A 14,584-nucleotide genomic window follows, 5' to 3' on the forward strand; every position below is an offset into this window, starting at 1 on the left:
GATGTTCTCTGCAGGAGATGGGGAATGGTTGATCCCGACGAACACGAACAGGCTGCGGTGGTCGCGGGCGGGAGGCTCGCCGGCGAGTACCTGGAGAGCATCGCGAAGACCGATCTCACCGTCCTCACCGAGGCCGAATGGCTGACGTTCATCGAGGCTGCGGTCACCGGCTACCAGGACGAGATGATCCGGCGGCTGGGCAGCGGCAACCCGCCGCCCCGGACGCAGCAGTGATCCCGCCGCTTCCCGGAACTCCGTCCCATCGTGAAGGTGTCCGCCGGCTGCCGCCGGAGGACCCACGACCATGAACACCTTCATGGCCGACCTCGGCGCGCGGATGGTCGACAACGGATGGCCCGTCATCCCGATCATGCCGGGCGCGAAGAAGCCCGGCCGCTTCGCCGGTGGCGAATGGACCGACTATCCCGGCTGGACGCGGCACTGCGACCGGCCAACGAAGCCGCTCGAGGTCGACATCTGGCGCCGGTGGCCCGGGTGCGCCGTCGGAGTGCCCTGCGGCGCCGTGGTCGGCATCGACATCGACATCCGGGATCCGAAGGTCGCCCACGAAATGCAGGCGCTCGCGTTCTCGATGCTGGGCGAGACGCCCTGCCTCCGCATCGGCCTCGCGCCGAAGCGCATGCTGATCTACCGCGCAGCCGCGCCCTTCGCCGGCATCAAGCGACACCCGATCGAGGTCCTTGCGCGCGGCCAGCAGTTTGTCGCCTGGGCCATCCATCCGGACACCGGCCGGCCCTACGACTGGCCGAACGAAACCCCGCTCGATGTGGCCTTGGAGGACCTGCCGGCGGTCACCGCGGAGCAGTGCGCGGCATTCACCGAGGCAGCCTGGGCGATGCTGCCTCCCGAGCTTCAGCAGAAGTCGCTCGTCGAGACGGCCCCCCGGAGCGAATGGGCGGGCCCGTCCGACCAGAAGGGCACGCGCGAAGCGATCGAGAGCGCGCTGGCGTGGCTGCCGAACGATGACCTGCATTGGGACGACTGGTTCCGCGTGGGCATGGCCCTCAAGGGCGCGCTCGGTGAAGAGGGGCGCGACCTCTGGCTGGGCTGGTCGAAGTCGTCGTCGAAGTCGGGGAAGAGCGGCAAGACGAACACGGCTGAGAAGCTGTGGAAGCAGGCCCGGCCGCACAGCCTCGGCGCGGGGACAATCTACTGGCTTGCCGAGCAGAAGGGCTGGAAGCCCGACGCCCACCTGATCCTGAACGGCAATGCCGCGGAGCGCGCCGCAGAGCCGCATCCGGCAGCGGCGCTGATCTCCGCACAGATATCAGTCGCCGCACCTGCGCGGCCTCCCTACCGCGTCCCGGCGCATCTGCTGAATGTGGACGGCACGCTCCGCGTCTTCATCGACCATGCGACCGCGACTGCCGCCAGCCCGCAGCCCTTCCTCGCGCTGGCAGCCGGGCTGTGCATGCTGGGTGCCGTCGCCGGGCGCCGGTACCGGACGCCGACGAACCTGCGGTCCAACATCTACGCGATCGGCATCGCCGACAGCGGTGGCGGGAAAGACAATGCCCGGACGGTCGCGAAGCAGGCGCTGATCGACGCCAACCTCGGCCGTTACCTCGGCGGCGAGGACATCGCATCATCCGCGGGGCTGATCTCGTCCCTGCAGATCCATCCGTCGCGGCTCTTCCAGGTCGACGAGTTCGGGAAGTTCCTCCGGCAGGTGTTCAGCCAGCGTGCCCAGCCACACAAAGCCGCCATCTGGGACGAGCTGACGAAGCTCTACTCCTCCGCGCCGAACGCCTACATCGGCGCCGAATACGCAGACCAGAAGGCACGCCCGCGGACGACCATCGAGCAGCCCTGCGCCTGCCTCTACGGCACCACCGTGCCCGGGGTGTTCTGGTCGGCACTCGAACAGGGCGCGCTGTCGGACGGCTCGATCGCGCGCTTCCTGGTCTTCCTGACCGACGACGATTACCCGGACCTCAATCCCGATCCGCGCGAGAACGTCACGCCGCCGGCACTCATTGCCGCGCTGAAGGCCACGGCGAAGGGGGCAGCCGGCCACGACCATGGCGGCGATCTCGCGGGGATCGAGATCATGCATTCGAATGCCGCGGTCCGGCCCTACACGGTGCCCCTGGATCCCGGCGCGGAAGTGTCGATGGCCGGCGTGCGGGCCGATCAGACCAACTTCCTCCGCTCGCACCGCGGCACCTGGGTGACGTCCCTGTTCGGCCGCTACGTCGAGAACACCGCGAAGCTGGCGATGCTGGCCTCTGTCAGCAGGAATCCGGCCAGTCCGGTGACCACGCGCCAGGATGTCGAATGGGCATCGCAGCTCGTCGAGCACTGCATCGGCACGCTGATGCGGGACGCCGACAGGTTCGTCGCGGACAACCCGACAGAGATGAAGCACAAGAAGGTGCTGGAGATCATCCGCTCCAACGGCAAGATCGCCAGAAGCGAACTGACGCGCCGGACACAGTTCCTCGGCAGGCGGGAACGGGACGAAATCCTTGACGCGCTCGTGGAGGGCGGGTCTATCGTGCGCACCCAAGAGACGACCGGGACAAAGCCGGCTCTCTACTTTGAACCGGCCTCCCTTCCGCCAAGCGGTCTGCGCGGGAGGGGAATCCTTCAATGAAGTTTCCAGGATTTTTCAAGAGGCCGGCGGATCGGAAAGTGGCGGATTTCCGCCAGCCTCGCCGAATCCTTCAAATCCTTCAAATTCTTCAACCCGGGGGGCGGGGGAGAAGTGCGTCCGTCCTCCCCCCTATTGAAAGATTTGAATTATTTGAAATATCTATTTTGTATATATATAGCTCGTACACGCGACCCCTCTCGCAGCTCCGGCGAACCGCAAACAACGTCAGACCACGCACCGCACTCCCCGTTTCCCGGGGCTACGGTTGGCGCGTGGGCGGGTCGATAGGGGCGCCCGCTAGGGGTCATGCGGCGAGGCCGGTGACCGGCCTGCACGGCCAAAAAAACCGGCTATCCGTCGAAGTGGCTTGCTGCCCCCTTCAGGTCGGGAAACTTCAAACCGGGCGCCCGGAATCTTTCATGAAAGATCTCCGGCCATGACCTTCCACGGCGCACCACGCCCGCCGAGGTCGTCCCTCGACCTCGCACGCTCGCCCACCGACCCCGCCACCCTCGAAGCATTCCGGCGCAGGGCATGGGTCGAGCAGGGCATCGCCGTGATCAGCCCGGCAGAAATCACAGACCCCTGGCTGCGGCAGGCCATCATCAACGAAGCCCGCCGCCGCTGGGGACACAGCAGGGAGCAACGCTGATGGCCACCAAGCGCAAACGCAGAAAGAACCGCGGCCCCCAGCCGGAGAACCTCGCCGAACCGACGAAGTTCCGGCTCCAGCACGGCGACTTCACCGAACCCGTCCGCGAGTCCGACCCCGACACCGGCCTCACCGTCGTCCACCGGCGCGCGATCGATCTGCTGGGACGCATGCTCGGCAACGGCACCATCAGCGCCGAGATGCGCGAAGCCGGCGACGCCTTCCACGCCGACTTCCGCAGGGCAGCCCTCGACCACATGCCCGCGGCAAACCTGCTGCGCTCAGGCGGCGGGACCGGACTCAACCTCACCGAGCGCATCGTCCACGCCAGGACCAGGATCGCCGAAGCCCTCGAAGCCGTCGGCGGACCGGCCAGCCCGGCAGGCTCCTGCCTCTGGCACGTCGTCGGCTGCGAATCCTCCGTCCGCGAATGGGCTGCCCAGCAAGGCTGGGCCGGCAGAACCATGGGCCACACCCAAGCCCAGGGCGTCCTCATCGCCGCCCTCGGCACCCTCGCCGCCCACCGCGCGAAGCCGCGGGCACGGCGCCGCGACAAAATGTCGGCAGACAGTGCTTGACGGCTGGAATCCACAGTGTCTACGTTCCAGCCAATCAGTAGAGGCGCGCCCGCTTCCCGACGCATCGCCTCCCAGACATGCCCTCCGCCTCGCCAGACCGCTGCACCGCGCAACGGTCTGGCGCTGCCTTGCGCAGCGGCAGCCGCTACCCATCGCATCGCTCGCAATTCGCAACGAGCAATAAGATTGCCAGCAATATCATTGCTCTAGCCGAGCAATAATCTTGCGAGCAATTATATTTCAGGTTCCTCCCCGGCCCCGGCTGTATGCGGGGGGCAGTCGCGCCGAAGTTTCCTAGCGTCAGGCCGCGGTTCGGGCGTTCCAGCCCCCCCGTTCCGCCGTTCCAGGCGGGTGAATCCACCACCGCAGGAATGCCGGAAAATCCGCAGAAATCCGCGGCGGAACAGCCTGAATCCACCGTGAAAGACCGAACCATGCCGGACCTCTGGCAGGCCGCCGCGGTGGAACAGCGCCCGCTGGCCTCGCTTCTGCCCTACGCCGCCAACGCCCGCACGCATTCACGGGAACAGGTCCAGCAGATCGCAGGCTCGATCGCCCAGTTCGGCTTCGTGAACCCGGTGCTGGTCGACCAGCAGGGCGAGATCATCGCCGGGCACGGTCGCGTGCTCGCAGCGAAGGCCCTGGGCCTCGATACAGCGCCCACCATCGTGCTGGGCCATCTGACCGAGACCGAGGTCCGGGCCCTGCGGCTCGCCGACAACCAGATCGCGCTGAACTCCGGCTGGGACGAGCAGCTGCTGGCCGCGGAACTGCTCCGCATCCGCGAGGATGGCGGACTGGACCTCGCGGTCACCGGCTTCGACCAGGACGAGATCGACCGGCTTCTCGGCATCGCGCGCGAGGGCACGGTGGATGATGCGCCGGACCAGGATGATGCTCCGCCACCGCCGCCCGAGCCGGTGACGGTTCGCGGCGATGTCTGGCTCTGCGGCGATCACCGGCTGCTCTGCGGCAGCGCCACCGACCTTGGCGATGTCGAGAAGGCGCTGGGCGGAACCCGGGCGGCGATGGCTTTCAGCGATCCACCATATAACGTCGCGTATCAGGGCGGCACGAAGGACAAGCTGACGATCCAGAACGACGATCTCGGCGAGGACTTCGGCCCGTTTCTGCGCGAGGCGATGGCGAACATTCTCGCGACGACCGATGGCGGCTGCTACATCTTCATGAGCAGCAGCGAGGCGCACACGCTGCGGAAGGCGTGGGACGATGCCGGCGGCTATTGGTCCAGCTGGCTCATTTGGGTGAAGAGCAGCTTCACGCTGGGTCGCGCGGACTACCATCATCAGATGGAGCCCTGCCTCTACGGCTGGCGGAAGGGCGCATCGCACTACTGGTGCGGTGCGCGCGACCAATCGAACGTCTGGCATTTCGACAAGCCGTCCCGGAACGATCTTCACCCGACGATGAAGCCGATTGAGTTGGTCGAGCGGGCCATCCGGAACAGCAGCCGTCCGCATGACATCGTGTTGGATACTTTTGGCGGCTCAGGCACGACGATGATCGCGGCTGAGCGGCTTGGCAGGGCAGCAGCGCTGGTCGAGCTTGATGCTCGCTATTGCGACGTCATCGTTCGCCGCTGGCAGCAGATGACTGGCCGATCAGCGACGCTGGAAGGCGACGGCAGGACCTTCGAACAGCTTGCCGCGGAGAGGCTGGGCGTCGCCGCCTGAGGCGGAAAGGGCAGAGCCTTCCAGCCCTGCCCTCCGTGATGCCTGCGTTTCCAGTCCGTGCCTGTCCATGCCTCGCGCTGCCTGCCGCGCCAAGCGAGTCCATGCCCTGCCTGGGCATGCCGGGCCTCGCGGAGCCACGCCTGCCGCGCCATGCCGCGCCTAGCCGGTCCGGAACACCCCGTTCCGCGCCTGGGCTTGCGCTGCCTGCCGTGCCTCGCCTGTCCGCGCCGTGCCTCGCCTTGCCGAGTCCCGCCCCGCCCGTCCCCCACATGCCGTTCCAGCCCGCCGCAGCCAAGGGAGGCCTCGCATGGTTTCCTGCGCCTTGGCTTTGGTGCTGTTGCTCGATGCGTCCTTCTCGATCCGTGATGCGGATTGGCGGCTGCAGGTGGAAGGGCACGCGGCGGCGCTGGAGGATCACCGCATCCATTCGGCGATCGTCAGTGGCGGGCCGGTGGCGGTCACGGCACTCGCGTTCTCCGATGGCGTCACATTGATGGTCCCGTGGCGGATCATCGCGGATGCGTCGCATGCGATGCTGGTCGCACACGAGTTGCGGGGAGCGCAGCGCGGTCCGGTCTCCGGTACCCGGCTCGGCGAAGCCCTGTTCGCCGGGATGGCGGCGCTGGCGGATGCGCCGTGCGAAGCCGATGGGCGGGTGATCGATTTGGTCACTGATGGCGAGGCGGATGCCGAGCCGGCCGGACGCGCGCGGGTCTATGCGGAGGTCCAGGGCATCCGGATCAACGCGCTCGGCGTCGGGTCAGCCGCGGCGGCGGACTGGCTTCGGGAGCATGCCGCGACCGCGGATGGCTTCGTGATGCATGCGGAGGGCTGGGAGACATTCGCCGGCGCCCTCCGGCGGAAGATGACGCTGGAGATCGCGGGACGCTGAGTGCCCCGCGGGCGCCTATCTTCCCTCCGCCTTGGCGATGGCGGCACGTGCAGCGGCGATGTCGTGCGGCGCCCGCCGGCAGGTCTCGATGCTGGCCTGCATGTGGTCCAGCGCGACGCGCAGCGCAGCCAGCAGGTCCGGCGCAGCAGCCATCATCTGCGCGTTGGCTTCCATCTCGTCGCCGCAGTCGCTCATGGTCGCAAGATGGCGACCGTCCGCATCCCAGATCGCGGGGAAAACCCCGCCATCGGAAACTGCCCACGGTCCCGGCGTGTGCTTTGTGTTCGCGTTCATCTTGATCTCCGTCAGTCGGTGCCGGCCCATCCGGCTCCTACTGCCGGAAGCCCCGCCGGCCTGCGCCGGTCGGGGCTGTCTGCTGGTGCTGGCGCGTCAGATCATGGCGAGGGCGACCGTGTTGTCCTGGCAGAGCCTGCCGACGTCGATCTCGCGCATCACGCCCCGGAGGCCGGCGATGGCGTCCGTCCGCTTGCCCGCGGGCAGGCAGTTGATCACGTCGCGCGTGGTGTAGAGCAGAGAAATCACGCGATCCCGGTTACCCGCCGCAGCGGCTTCCCGGATGGCGGCGGTACTGCTCTCGATGCTGCGGAGCAGGCTGGCGGTGGTGGCTTTCGTCATCGTCCCGGTCTCCGGTTCGTGCTCTGCGTCACTCGGCGTTGGCGGCGATGCCTTCGTTGATCACGAAGCCCGTCAGGTAGGGCAGCCCCGCGGGGATGCCGGTCTCGCGGCTGGTGCGCTGGTTGATCTTCCAGCCCATCCAGGTGGCGGTGGCGCGGGCGATGGCGTCCTGCAGGCTGGCGCCGGCGTGCAGATGGTTGCTGACTTCGTCCGCGAAGTGCCGGCCGTGGCGGCTGTCGAGGAAGGCGCGAGCCGAATCCGGGTCGGTGCCGGTGGCGTCGTGGATCGCGATGAAGGCGATGGGCCAAGCCTGCGCGGCGCGCTCGCCCATGGTGCCCCAGAAGCCCCAGGCTTCGTTCTGCGTCGGCTGGATCAGGTTGGTCGTCATCGTCTTCGGCTCCGGTTTCTGCGGGGCGGTGCGCCCCGCTTGGTGAAGCCGTATTCGCGCTGCGCTGGTGATCTATCCAGCGAATAAGGCACTGATTCGATTGCTATGATCGGGCGGATGCAGCAATCGCATTGCTCGTCACGCATCGGTCTGCAGGAGCGTGGCGAAGCGGACCTCAATGGTCTCGGGCGGCGCGTCGAACCAGCGGCTGCCGGCGTCGTGGCAGGACTCGGTGGCGACGGAGGGGAGGTATTCCCGCGCCTCCCGCTCGCTGTCGGCTTCCACCGCAATCTCCTTGCGGATCTTGTCGACCGTGCCGTTGGCGAGCACCACGCGCATGCCTGTGTCGAAGCGGAAGGTGGCCATCACACGCGCTCCTTCACGAGGCATGCGCGGGCCTTGCCGAGGACAAGGCGTGCTTGGCTGATGCGTCCCGCGCACACTTCTTCAGCCGCACGACGCAGCATGTCCCGCGCACGCTGCCGCGGATTGTCTGCCAGCATCTGCGCGATCTCGGCGCCAATGGCCAACGATGCTGCGATGTTCATCGCATTCGTGCCCTCGGCAATCAGCGTGCGGCGGACGTTTTCGGGCAGGGACACCGACGCGGTCACCGTCTTGCCGCTGCGGAGGGCGCCCGCCCTGCCGATGAACCAGTAGTGTCCCGGCCGGGTGGCCTGCTCCAGGACCGTGTACTTGCTGGTGCGGATCGTGGTTGCCGGCTTTGCGCCCCGCTTCGTGAGAGCGGCGACGATGCTGTCGTGTTGTGTGGGCATCGGATGCTCCTGATCCCGTTTCCGGGAAGCGCCCATCGCATCCCGTGACGCGCTATTCGCGCTGAGCGGGCCATGTATCCAGCGATTAGAGCGCTGATTGGATTGCTCTTTTCGGCGCATGTCAGCAATCCGATTGCTGTGCGCCATGACTTCAGGAAGGCCGATGCCCAGCGACGCAGGACAGACCCGGTCGCGCGCAAGGCCCGCGATCAGCAGCGATCCGTGGGCAGCATCCGCAGTGGAGCAGCGCGACGTCCGCGACCTGCTGCCCTATGCCGCGAATGCCCGGATGCACTCGGATGAGCAGGTCACGAGCATCGCGGCATCGATCGCCGAGTATGGCTTCGTCAACCCCGTCCTGGTGGACGAGCGGGGCGAGATCATCGCAGGCCACGGCCGCGTCATGGCCGCGAAGATGCTCGGGCTTGGCAGCGTCCCGGTCATCGTCCGCGAGGGCCTGTCCGATCTGCAGAAGCGCGGCCTGCGCATCGCGGATAACAAGATCGCGCTGAACTCGACCTGGGACGACGCCCTCCTGGCGCGCGAACTCGCGGCCCTCGGCGAAGAGGGGCTGGACCTCGCGATCACGGGCTTCGCGGCAGACGAAATCGACCGGCTTCTCGGCGGCATCGATGCAGAGCAGCCGGAGGAGCGGGAGCAGGATCCCGGCGCGCGGACTGAGCCGGACGGGGAGGACGACCCCGCGGATGCGGATGCCGATCCGCCCCGGCAGGTGATCACCCGTCCCGGCGATCTCTGGCTGCTGGGTGAACATCGCCTGCTCTGCGGTGACAGCACCAGTGCCGCGGACGTCGCGCGGGTGATGGGCGAGGAGCGTGCCGCGCTCTGCTTCACAAGCCCGCCCTACGGGAACCAGCGGGACTACACGACGGGCGGGGTCTCGGATTGGGATGCCCTGATGCAGGGCGTGTTCGCCAACCTCGGCAGCGTCATGGCGCCGGGCGGGCAGGTGCTGGTGAACCTGGGGCTGATCCATCGCGAGAACGAGTGGCAGCCCTACTGGTCGCGTTGGCTGGAATGGATGCGCGCGCAGAGCTGGCGCAGGTTCGGCCTCTACGTCTGGGACCAAGGCCCCGGCCTGCCGGGCGATTGGAATGGACGGCTCTCGCCCGCCTTCGAGTTCATCTTCCACTTCAATCGCGAAGCGCGGAAGCCGAACAAGATCGTCCCCTGCCGCTGGGCAGGGCATGTGAACTCGAGCCATGGCGGCATGCGCGCGAAGGACGGCACGGTCGGCGAGTGGCAGCATGCCGGCCAGGGCGTGCAGGAGTTCCGGATCCCGGACAACGTGCTCCGGATCACCCGGCACAAAGCGCGCGGCATCGAGACGGAGCATCCTGCGGTTTTCCCGGTCGGGCTGCCCGAGTTTGTCATGCGGTCATACGCCGACGAGGGCGACGCGCTGTTTGAGCCGTTCTCGGGGAGCGGGACCACGATTCTCGCCGGGCAGCGCACCGGCCGGCGCGTTAGGGCCATCGAGCTTGCGCCGGCCTATGTCGACCTCGCCATCGCGCGCTGGAAGCTGCTGCACCCGACGGTGCCGGTCGTGCTTGATGCCGACGGCCGCTCCTACGACGCGGTGATGCAGGAGCGTGCTGGGGCAGACCGGGAAGCGGCTTGAGGGGGTGCCGCTTCCCGGACGGCTACTGCCTGACGGAGGCTTCCTCCATCCCGGCGATGAAAGCCCGCGCGATCTCCATGCCGGGAATGCCGGACCGGAAGGCGCAAGCTAGGAGAGCGTGATCGAGGCCGGCGCACTCGAAGCCGGCGATGTGGAAGGCGGCGAGGATCGCGGCGCGGACGGCTGCGTCACCGTCGTCCGTCTTGCAGAACAGCCTGCCGCCGGAGCCTGGGCCGGCGTCCCATGCGTTGAACCATCCGAACACGGCGAAGCGCTTGTCCCCTGGCACCATGCGATCTGCCTCATTGGGATAGTCCGCCCACAGCTCGACGAGCGCGGGATCGCCTTTGTCCGCGGCAGGCAGCGTGATGCGCCAGACCGGGCACGAGTCCTTGGGCCACGCATCGCACACCAGCGGAGGCGGGATGATCGGCAGAGTGGCGACGTCATAGTCAGGGAATGCCGTCAGGACCTTCTCTGCGTCAGCATGCATGGCGCATCTCCACGACGGTGGGCTGCATCCATTCGTGGCACCAGTCGGTGTCTTCGGTGACGGGCCACCGCCCCTCGCCGGTTCTGCCGCAGAGACCGGGCGGGTGGCGACGACACGTCCCCTCTCGGCTATCGGGAAGGCGCTCCTGCCATGCACCGCAGGTGGCGCAGGAAGGTCTTCTGAAGACCGCCGGCTCCCCGGGCAGCAGCGGCATGAAGGGATCCTGCTCTTCGCTCACGAGGCGGTGCCTCCGGCCTTGCTGCTCCGGCGCCTGCCGGCGCGGGCCAGGGTTTCTGCGGCGGCGAGGCGGCCCCGCTCGTAGGCGATGCCCAGTTGCGGACGCGCCTTGTCCATGATGTCCCGGTCGGGCGGCAGCCCGGCCAGTGCGTCAGCCCGCCCGCGATCACTGTAACCGCGGGCGATGCTCCGCTGCCGGCGGGGATCAGGGGCTTCTCGCTCAGCCATGGTCGCCGGCGTCCCCCTCGATGCGCCACACGGTCATGCTGTCCTTGCCGGTGCCCATCTTGCTCGAGGTCACCGCCAAGCCGTTCTTGCCTAGGGAGGACACAAAGGCGCGGGTGGTGTGGGGCTGCCAGCCCATCGCCTCGGAGATCTGCGTGACCGTCGCACCCTCCGGCCGGCGGAGCATCGCGACCACCGCGTCGTGCTTGGTACCGCTCCGCGGCTTGCGCGGTGCATCCGGATCCCGGGTTGCGCGGGCGGGCTTGCCGGCCAGGGCGGTGCGCAGCTGCTCGACCGCGCGGCTGATCGGGTTGTCGGTGGCGTCCTGCGCCGGGCTGGCATCCCAGGCGGTGAGGAAGGCAGCGGCAGCGTCGCGCAGGTTCGCGCGCGGGGCGCGTGAGGGCGCCGCCTGGGCGGCTTCCGGCGCCAGCGCGTCCTCACCCTGCGGCGCGACCTCCTCGGCCTCCGCGGGCGTCTGTTCGGAGGCTTCGAGCCGGTGGTGCTGGGCGGCATCGTCTGCCGCGGTGCTGTCATCCGGGTCGATGCCGATCGCGCGCATGCCCTCGTCGGTGATGCGCAGGCCGGCGATGTTGGCGCCCCACTCGAAGCTGCCGCGCGCAGGGACGGCGCACTCCTCCGCGAGGCCGAGCTTCAGGAACTTCCGCGCGATCTGCGCGCGCGGCGCGGGCGGGGACGGAGGCGGAGCGATCATCCGGTCGGGCCGCTCGGCCGCGGCTGCCAGGATCGTCCGCTGGCTGTCGGACAGGTTCATCTTCGGGTCTCCTTCGCACCCGGCCATCGGGTGCTACTGCCCGAAGCCCCGGAGGCGAGTGCCTCGCGGGGCTGGTGGGGAAGGCGGGCAGATCAGGCTGCGTGCTTCTGCCTGTAGAGACCGAGGGCACGTCCTGGAGTCGCGATCTCCGCGGCGGCTTCGGCAGCGGCGATGGTGGCGGTGGGCGAGGTTTCGAAGCTGTCGGCGAGGGTCGTCGTCGCGCCGTTCACGTCGTGGCGGAACACGGTCCAGTGCCAGCCTGCCTTGGTCTGCTGCAGCGTGATCTCGTAGGTCGCGTCCATCGTCCGTCTCCGCTTCGGCGTCCCGCTGTGGTCCGCCCGTGCTGCTGTATTGGCGCTGCTCCGCACGGCTATCCAGCGGATAAGACCATCATTTCATTGCTCTTTTCGCGCCATCACGATCATGGAAACACGATGATGGCAGGCACTGCGGCCTCGCAGCGCGAGGTCGCCCGGCTGCTCGGCACAACCCATGTGAAGATCCAGCGCGCTGCGCGCGCAGGACGCATCCGGCCGGAGCCGGACGGCACGTGGGACGTCGACCGGGTTCGCGCCGACCTCGAGAGGTCTGAGGATCCGGCGCGATCGCATCTGTCGTTGCCGCGCGTGCAGCCGTCCCGTCCCCCGGCACCGCCCGCACCGCGCGTGCAGCCGCCGATGCGCGAGATACCGATGGCGGCGGTCGGCGCTGCTGCGGACACGCTGAGGGAGAATGGCATTGCGCCCGCGCGCCCCGGAGGGACCACCTTCGCGGACGCCCGCACCGCGAACGAAATCCTGAAGGCGCAGGAGCGCCGGCTCAGGCTGGACGAGCGCAAGGGCAAGCTCATCGACAAGGCCAAGGTGCTGGTCCTGGTGCACGGCCTCGCGAAACAGGAACGCGACGCAATCCTGGCGTGGCCTGCGCGCGTCGCCGCGGTCCTCGCGGCAGAATTGGGCGTGGACGCTCATCGCCTGCAGACGCTGCTGGATTCCAGCCTGCGGGAGCATCTGGCGGATCGGACCGATGTCAGACTCCGTCTCGGCTGAACTCTCCGGCTTCGACGGAGCCGGCGACATCCTGCAGGCATGGCGGCAAGGCATGGCGCCCGAGCCGCTGCTGCTGGTGTCGGAGTGGGCGGACAGGCACCGCAAGCTCGGCAGCCGCGGCAGTGCGGAACCGGGCGACTGGCGGACAAGCCGCACGCCCTACCTGAAGGACATTATGGACGCGCTGTCGCCCGCGCATCCGGCGCGGCGCATCGTCTTCATGAAGGGCGCCCAGGTCGGCGGCACAGAGTGCGGCAACAACTGGATCGGCTATGTCATCCACCATGCGCCGGGCCCGATGATGGCGGTGCAGCCGACGACGGAACTTGCGAAGCGCTTCTCCGACCAGCGCATCGATACGCTGATCGAGGAGACGCCGGTCCTGAAAGAGCGGGTTGCGCCGGCGCGATCCCGCGACAGTGGTAATCGCCAATTGTCGAAAGAGTTTCTCGGCGGCGTGCTGGTGATGACCGGCGCGAACAGCGCGGTTGGCCTGCGCTCCATGTCTGCGCGATGGCTGTTCCTCGACGAGATCGATGCATATCCGGGAGACGTCGAGGAAGAGGGTGATCCCGTCGCGCTGGTGGAGGCCCGCGCGCGCACCTTCGGCTGGCGGCGCAAGGCGTTCCTGGTCTCGACGCCGAAGATCGCTGGCATGTCGCGCATCGAGCGCGAGTACGAAGCCACCGACCAGCGGCGGTTCTTCCTGCCGTGCCCTCACTGCGGCACGATGCAGGCGCTGAAATTCGAGCGGCTTCGGTGGGAGAAGGGCGACCCCAGGACCGTCCATTACGAGTGCGAAGCCTGCGACGGCCACATCGGCGAGCAGCACAAGACAGCCATGCTGGATGCGGGCGAATGGCGTGCCACGGCGGTGGCAGAGGACCCCTATGCCATCGGCTTCCACCTGTCCGCCCTCTACTCGCCTGTTGGCTGGTACTCCTGGGAGCAGGCCGCACGGGACTGGGATGCGGCACAGGGCAACGACCGCGAACTGAAGACCTTCAAGAATACGGTGCTCGGGGAGACATGGCAGGAGACCGGCGACGCGCCTGATTGGCAGCGTCTCTACGACCGCCGGGAGACCTGGACGCCCGGCACGGTGCCGGCCGGCTGCCTCCTCCTGACCGCAGGCGTCGACGTCCAGCGCGACCGCCTCGAGGTTTCGGTGTGGGGATGGGGCCGCGACCGCCAGTCCTGGCTGGCGGACCATCGCATTCTTCCGGGGAACCCGTTCGAAGCGCAGCTGTGGGACGACCTCCGGGCCATGCTCGGCGAGACCTGGGAGCACGAGAGCAGGCATCGCCTGCCCTTGTCGCTCGCCGCGATTGACAGCGGCGACGGCATGACCACGGCCGAGGTCTATCTCTTCGTCCGCGGAACCGGCGGCAGGGCGATCGCCATCAAGGGCCAGGACGGGCTGCGCGCCGCGGTCGGCCTGCCTTCGCCTACTGAGGTCAAACGCGGCGGCCTCCGGCTCGGGGGCCTCAAGGTCTGGCCGGTCGGTTCGTCGTTCCTGAAGGGCGAGACCTACGGCTGGCTCAAGCTGGAGCGACCGACCGAAGAAAGCGGCGACCCGTTCCCGGCAGGCTTCATCCACCTTCCGATGCACGCCGCCGGTGAAGAGTACTGCCGGCAGATCACAGCCGAGCAGTTGGTCGCACGTGCCGGCCGGAACGGCTTCCGCAAGCTGGAATGGGTGAAGACCCGCGAACGGAACGAGGCACTCGACTGCAGGCTCTATGCCCGCGCCGCTGCGGTCGCACTGGGCGTGGAGAGCTGGACCGACGACCGGTGGGAGAAGCTGGCCGACGCGCTGTCTCTGCCGCCTCCCGAAACTTCACCGACACCCCCGCATGCGTCTTCCTCGGTCGGGACGCGGCCACGGGGATGGATTGCTCCCCGCGGCGGTTGGCTGCGCTGAACGGAGATT

18 protein-coding genes are annotated in these 14,584 nt (G+C 68.1%); 9 read left to right on the forward strand and 9 right to left on the reverse strand.

The window, feature by feature from the left end; all coding sequences use genetic code 11:
* Positions 1-24: 24 nt before the first annotated feature.
* The 6 genes from KTR66_RS09785 to KTR66_RS09810 all read left to right on the forward strand — a co-directional run bounded on the left by KTR66_RS09785 (position 25) and on the right by KTR66_RS09810 (position 6,433).
* The gene (locus KTR66_RS09785; protein ID WP_213612409.1) at positions 25-234 is read left to right on the forward strand and encodes a DUF6511 domain-containing protein; all 210 of its coding nucleotides are present in this window, start codon (positions 25-27) and stop codon (positions 232-234) included.
* Between the two features lie 70 nt (positions 235-304).
* Positions 305-2,617: a PriCT-2 domain-containing protein gene (locus tag KTR66_RS09790; RefSeq protein WP_213612410.1), complete on the forward strand. Its 2,313-nt coding sequence runs from the start codon at positions 305-307 to the stop codon at positions 2,615-2,617.
* A gap of 436 nt (positions 2,618-3,053) precedes the next feature.
* Entirely contained in the window at positions 3,054-3,269 is a 216-nt protein-coding gene (locus tag KTR66_RS09795; protein WP_213612411.1) for a hypothetical protein, read from the forward strand.
* On the forward strand, positions 3,269-3,847 hold the full coding sequence (locus KTR66_RS09800) for a DUF6456 domain-containing protein (RefSeq protein ID WP_213612412.1): 579 nt from the start codon (positions 3,269-3,271) through the stop codon (positions 3,845-3,847). Before KTR66_RS09795 ends, KTR66_RS09800 begins: the two co-directional genes overlap by 1 nt.
* A 434-nt stretch (positions 3,848-4,281) precedes the next feature.
* Positions 4,282-5,541, forward strand: a complete 1,260-nt coding sequence (locus tag KTR66_RS09805; RefSeq protein WP_213612413.1) for a site-specific DNA-methyltransferase — start codon at positions 4,282-4,284, stop codon at positions 5,539-5,541.
* 307 nt (positions 5,542-5,848) lie between these two features.
* Positions 5,849-6,433 carry a DUF1194 domain-containing protein gene (locus KTR66_RS09810; RefSeq protein ID WP_213612414.1) on the forward strand — a complete coding sequence of 195 codons (585 nt, stop codon included), beginning with the start codon at positions 5,849-5,851 and terminating at the stop codon, positions 6,431-6,433.
* Between the two features lie 15 nt (positions 6,434-6,448).
* Here the strand turns inward: KTR66_RS09810 and KTR66_RS09815 are convergent, their stop codons facing one another.
* From KTR66_RS09815 to KTR66_RS09835, 5 genes are all read right to left on the reverse strand, one after another.
* On the reverse strand, positions 6,449-6,727 hold the full coding sequence (locus tag KTR66_RS09815) for a hypothetical protein (RefSeq protein ID WP_213612415.1): 279 nt from the start codon (positions 6,725-6,727) through the stop codon (positions 6,449-6,451).
* A gap of 96 nt (positions 6,728-6,823) precedes the next feature.
* On the reverse strand, positions 6,824-7,069 hold the full coding sequence (locus KTR66_RS09820; RefSeq protein WP_213612416.1) for a hypothetical protein: 246 nt from the start codon (positions 7,067-7,069) through the stop codon (positions 6,824-6,826).
* Positions 7,070-7,097: 28 nt separating this feature from the next.
* A complete protein-coding gene (locus tag KTR66_RS09825; protein ID WP_213612417.1) occupies positions 7,098-7,457 on the reverse strand; it encodes a hypothetical protein in 360 nt (119 codons plus the stop codon).
* A 138-nt stretch (positions 7,458-7,595) separates the two neighbouring features.
* Complete coding sequence (locus KTR66_RS09830; protein ID WP_213612418.1) at positions 7,596-7,823, reverse strand: hypothetical protein; 228 nt, start codon at positions 7,821-7,823, stop codon at positions 7,596-7,598.
* Complete coding sequence (locus tag KTR66_RS09835) at positions 7,823-8,233, reverse strand: hypothetical protein (RefSeq protein ID WP_213612419.1); 411 nt, start codon at positions 8,231-8,233, stop codon at positions 7,823-7,825. Before KTR66_RS09835 ends, KTR66_RS09830 begins: the two co-directional genes overlap by 1 nt.
* Before the next feature lie 163 nt (positions 8,234-8,396).
* Here KTR66_RS09835 and KTR66_RS09840 point away from each other — a divergent pair, with 163 nt between their 5' ends.
* A complete protein-coding gene (locus KTR66_RS09840) occupies positions 8,397-9,875 on the forward strand; it encodes a site-specific DNA-methyltransferase (protein ID WP_213612420.1) in 1,479 nt (492 codons plus the stop codon).
* A gap of 22 nt (positions 9,876-9,897) precedes the next feature.
* Here the strand turns inward: KTR66_RS09840 and KTR66_RS09845 are convergent, their stop codons facing one another.
* From KTR66_RS09845 to KTR66_RS09860, 4 genes are all read right to left on the reverse strand, one after another.
* Complete coding sequence (locus KTR66_RS09845; RefSeq protein WP_213612421.1) at positions 9,898-10,368, reverse strand: hypothetical protein; 471 nt, start codon at positions 10,366-10,368, stop codon at positions 9,898-9,900.
* Between the two features lie 234 nt (positions 10,369-10,602).
* Positions 10,603-10,833, reverse strand: a complete 231-nt coding sequence (locus tag KTR66_RS09850; RefSeq protein ID WP_213612422.1) for a hypothetical protein — start codon at positions 10,831-10,833, stop codon at positions 10,603-10,605.
* The gene (locus KTR66_RS09855) at positions 10,826-11,602 is read right to left on the reverse strand and encodes a DUF3489 domain-containing protein (protein WP_213612423.1); all 777 of its coding nucleotides are present in this window, start codon (positions 11,600-11,602) and stop codon (positions 10,826-10,828) included. Before KTR66_RS09855 ends, KTR66_RS09850 begins: the two co-directional genes overlap by 8 nt.
* A gap of 92 nt (positions 11,603-11,694) precedes the next feature.
* Positions 11,695-11,904: a hypothetical protein gene (locus KTR66_RS09860; protein ID WP_213612424.1), complete on the reverse strand. Its 210-nt coding sequence runs from the start codon at positions 11,902-11,904 to the stop codon at positions 11,695-11,697.
* Between the two features lie 135 nt (positions 11,905-12,039).
* Here KTR66_RS09860 and KTR66_RS09865 point away from each other — a divergent pair, with 135 nt between their 5' ends.
* Positions 12,040-12,651: an elements of external origin gene (locus KTR66_RS09865; RefSeq protein ID WP_213612425.1), complete on the forward strand. Its 612-nt coding sequence runs from the start codon at positions 12,040-12,042 to the stop codon at positions 12,649-12,651.
* Entirely contained in the window at positions 12,629-14,575 is a 1,947-nt protein-coding gene (locus KTR66_RS09870; RefSeq protein ID WP_371819077.1) for a phage terminase large subunit family protein, read from the forward strand. Before KTR66_RS09865 ends, KTR66_RS09870 begins: the two co-directional genes overlap by 23 nt.
* Positions 14,576-14,584: the final 9 nt, after the last annotated feature.

The sequence above is a fragment of the Roseococcus sp. SDR genome, from assembly GCF_019083995.1.
Classification (GTDB): domain Bacteria; phylum Pseudomonadota; class Alphaproteobacteria; order Acetobacterales; family Acetobacteraceae; genus Roseococcus.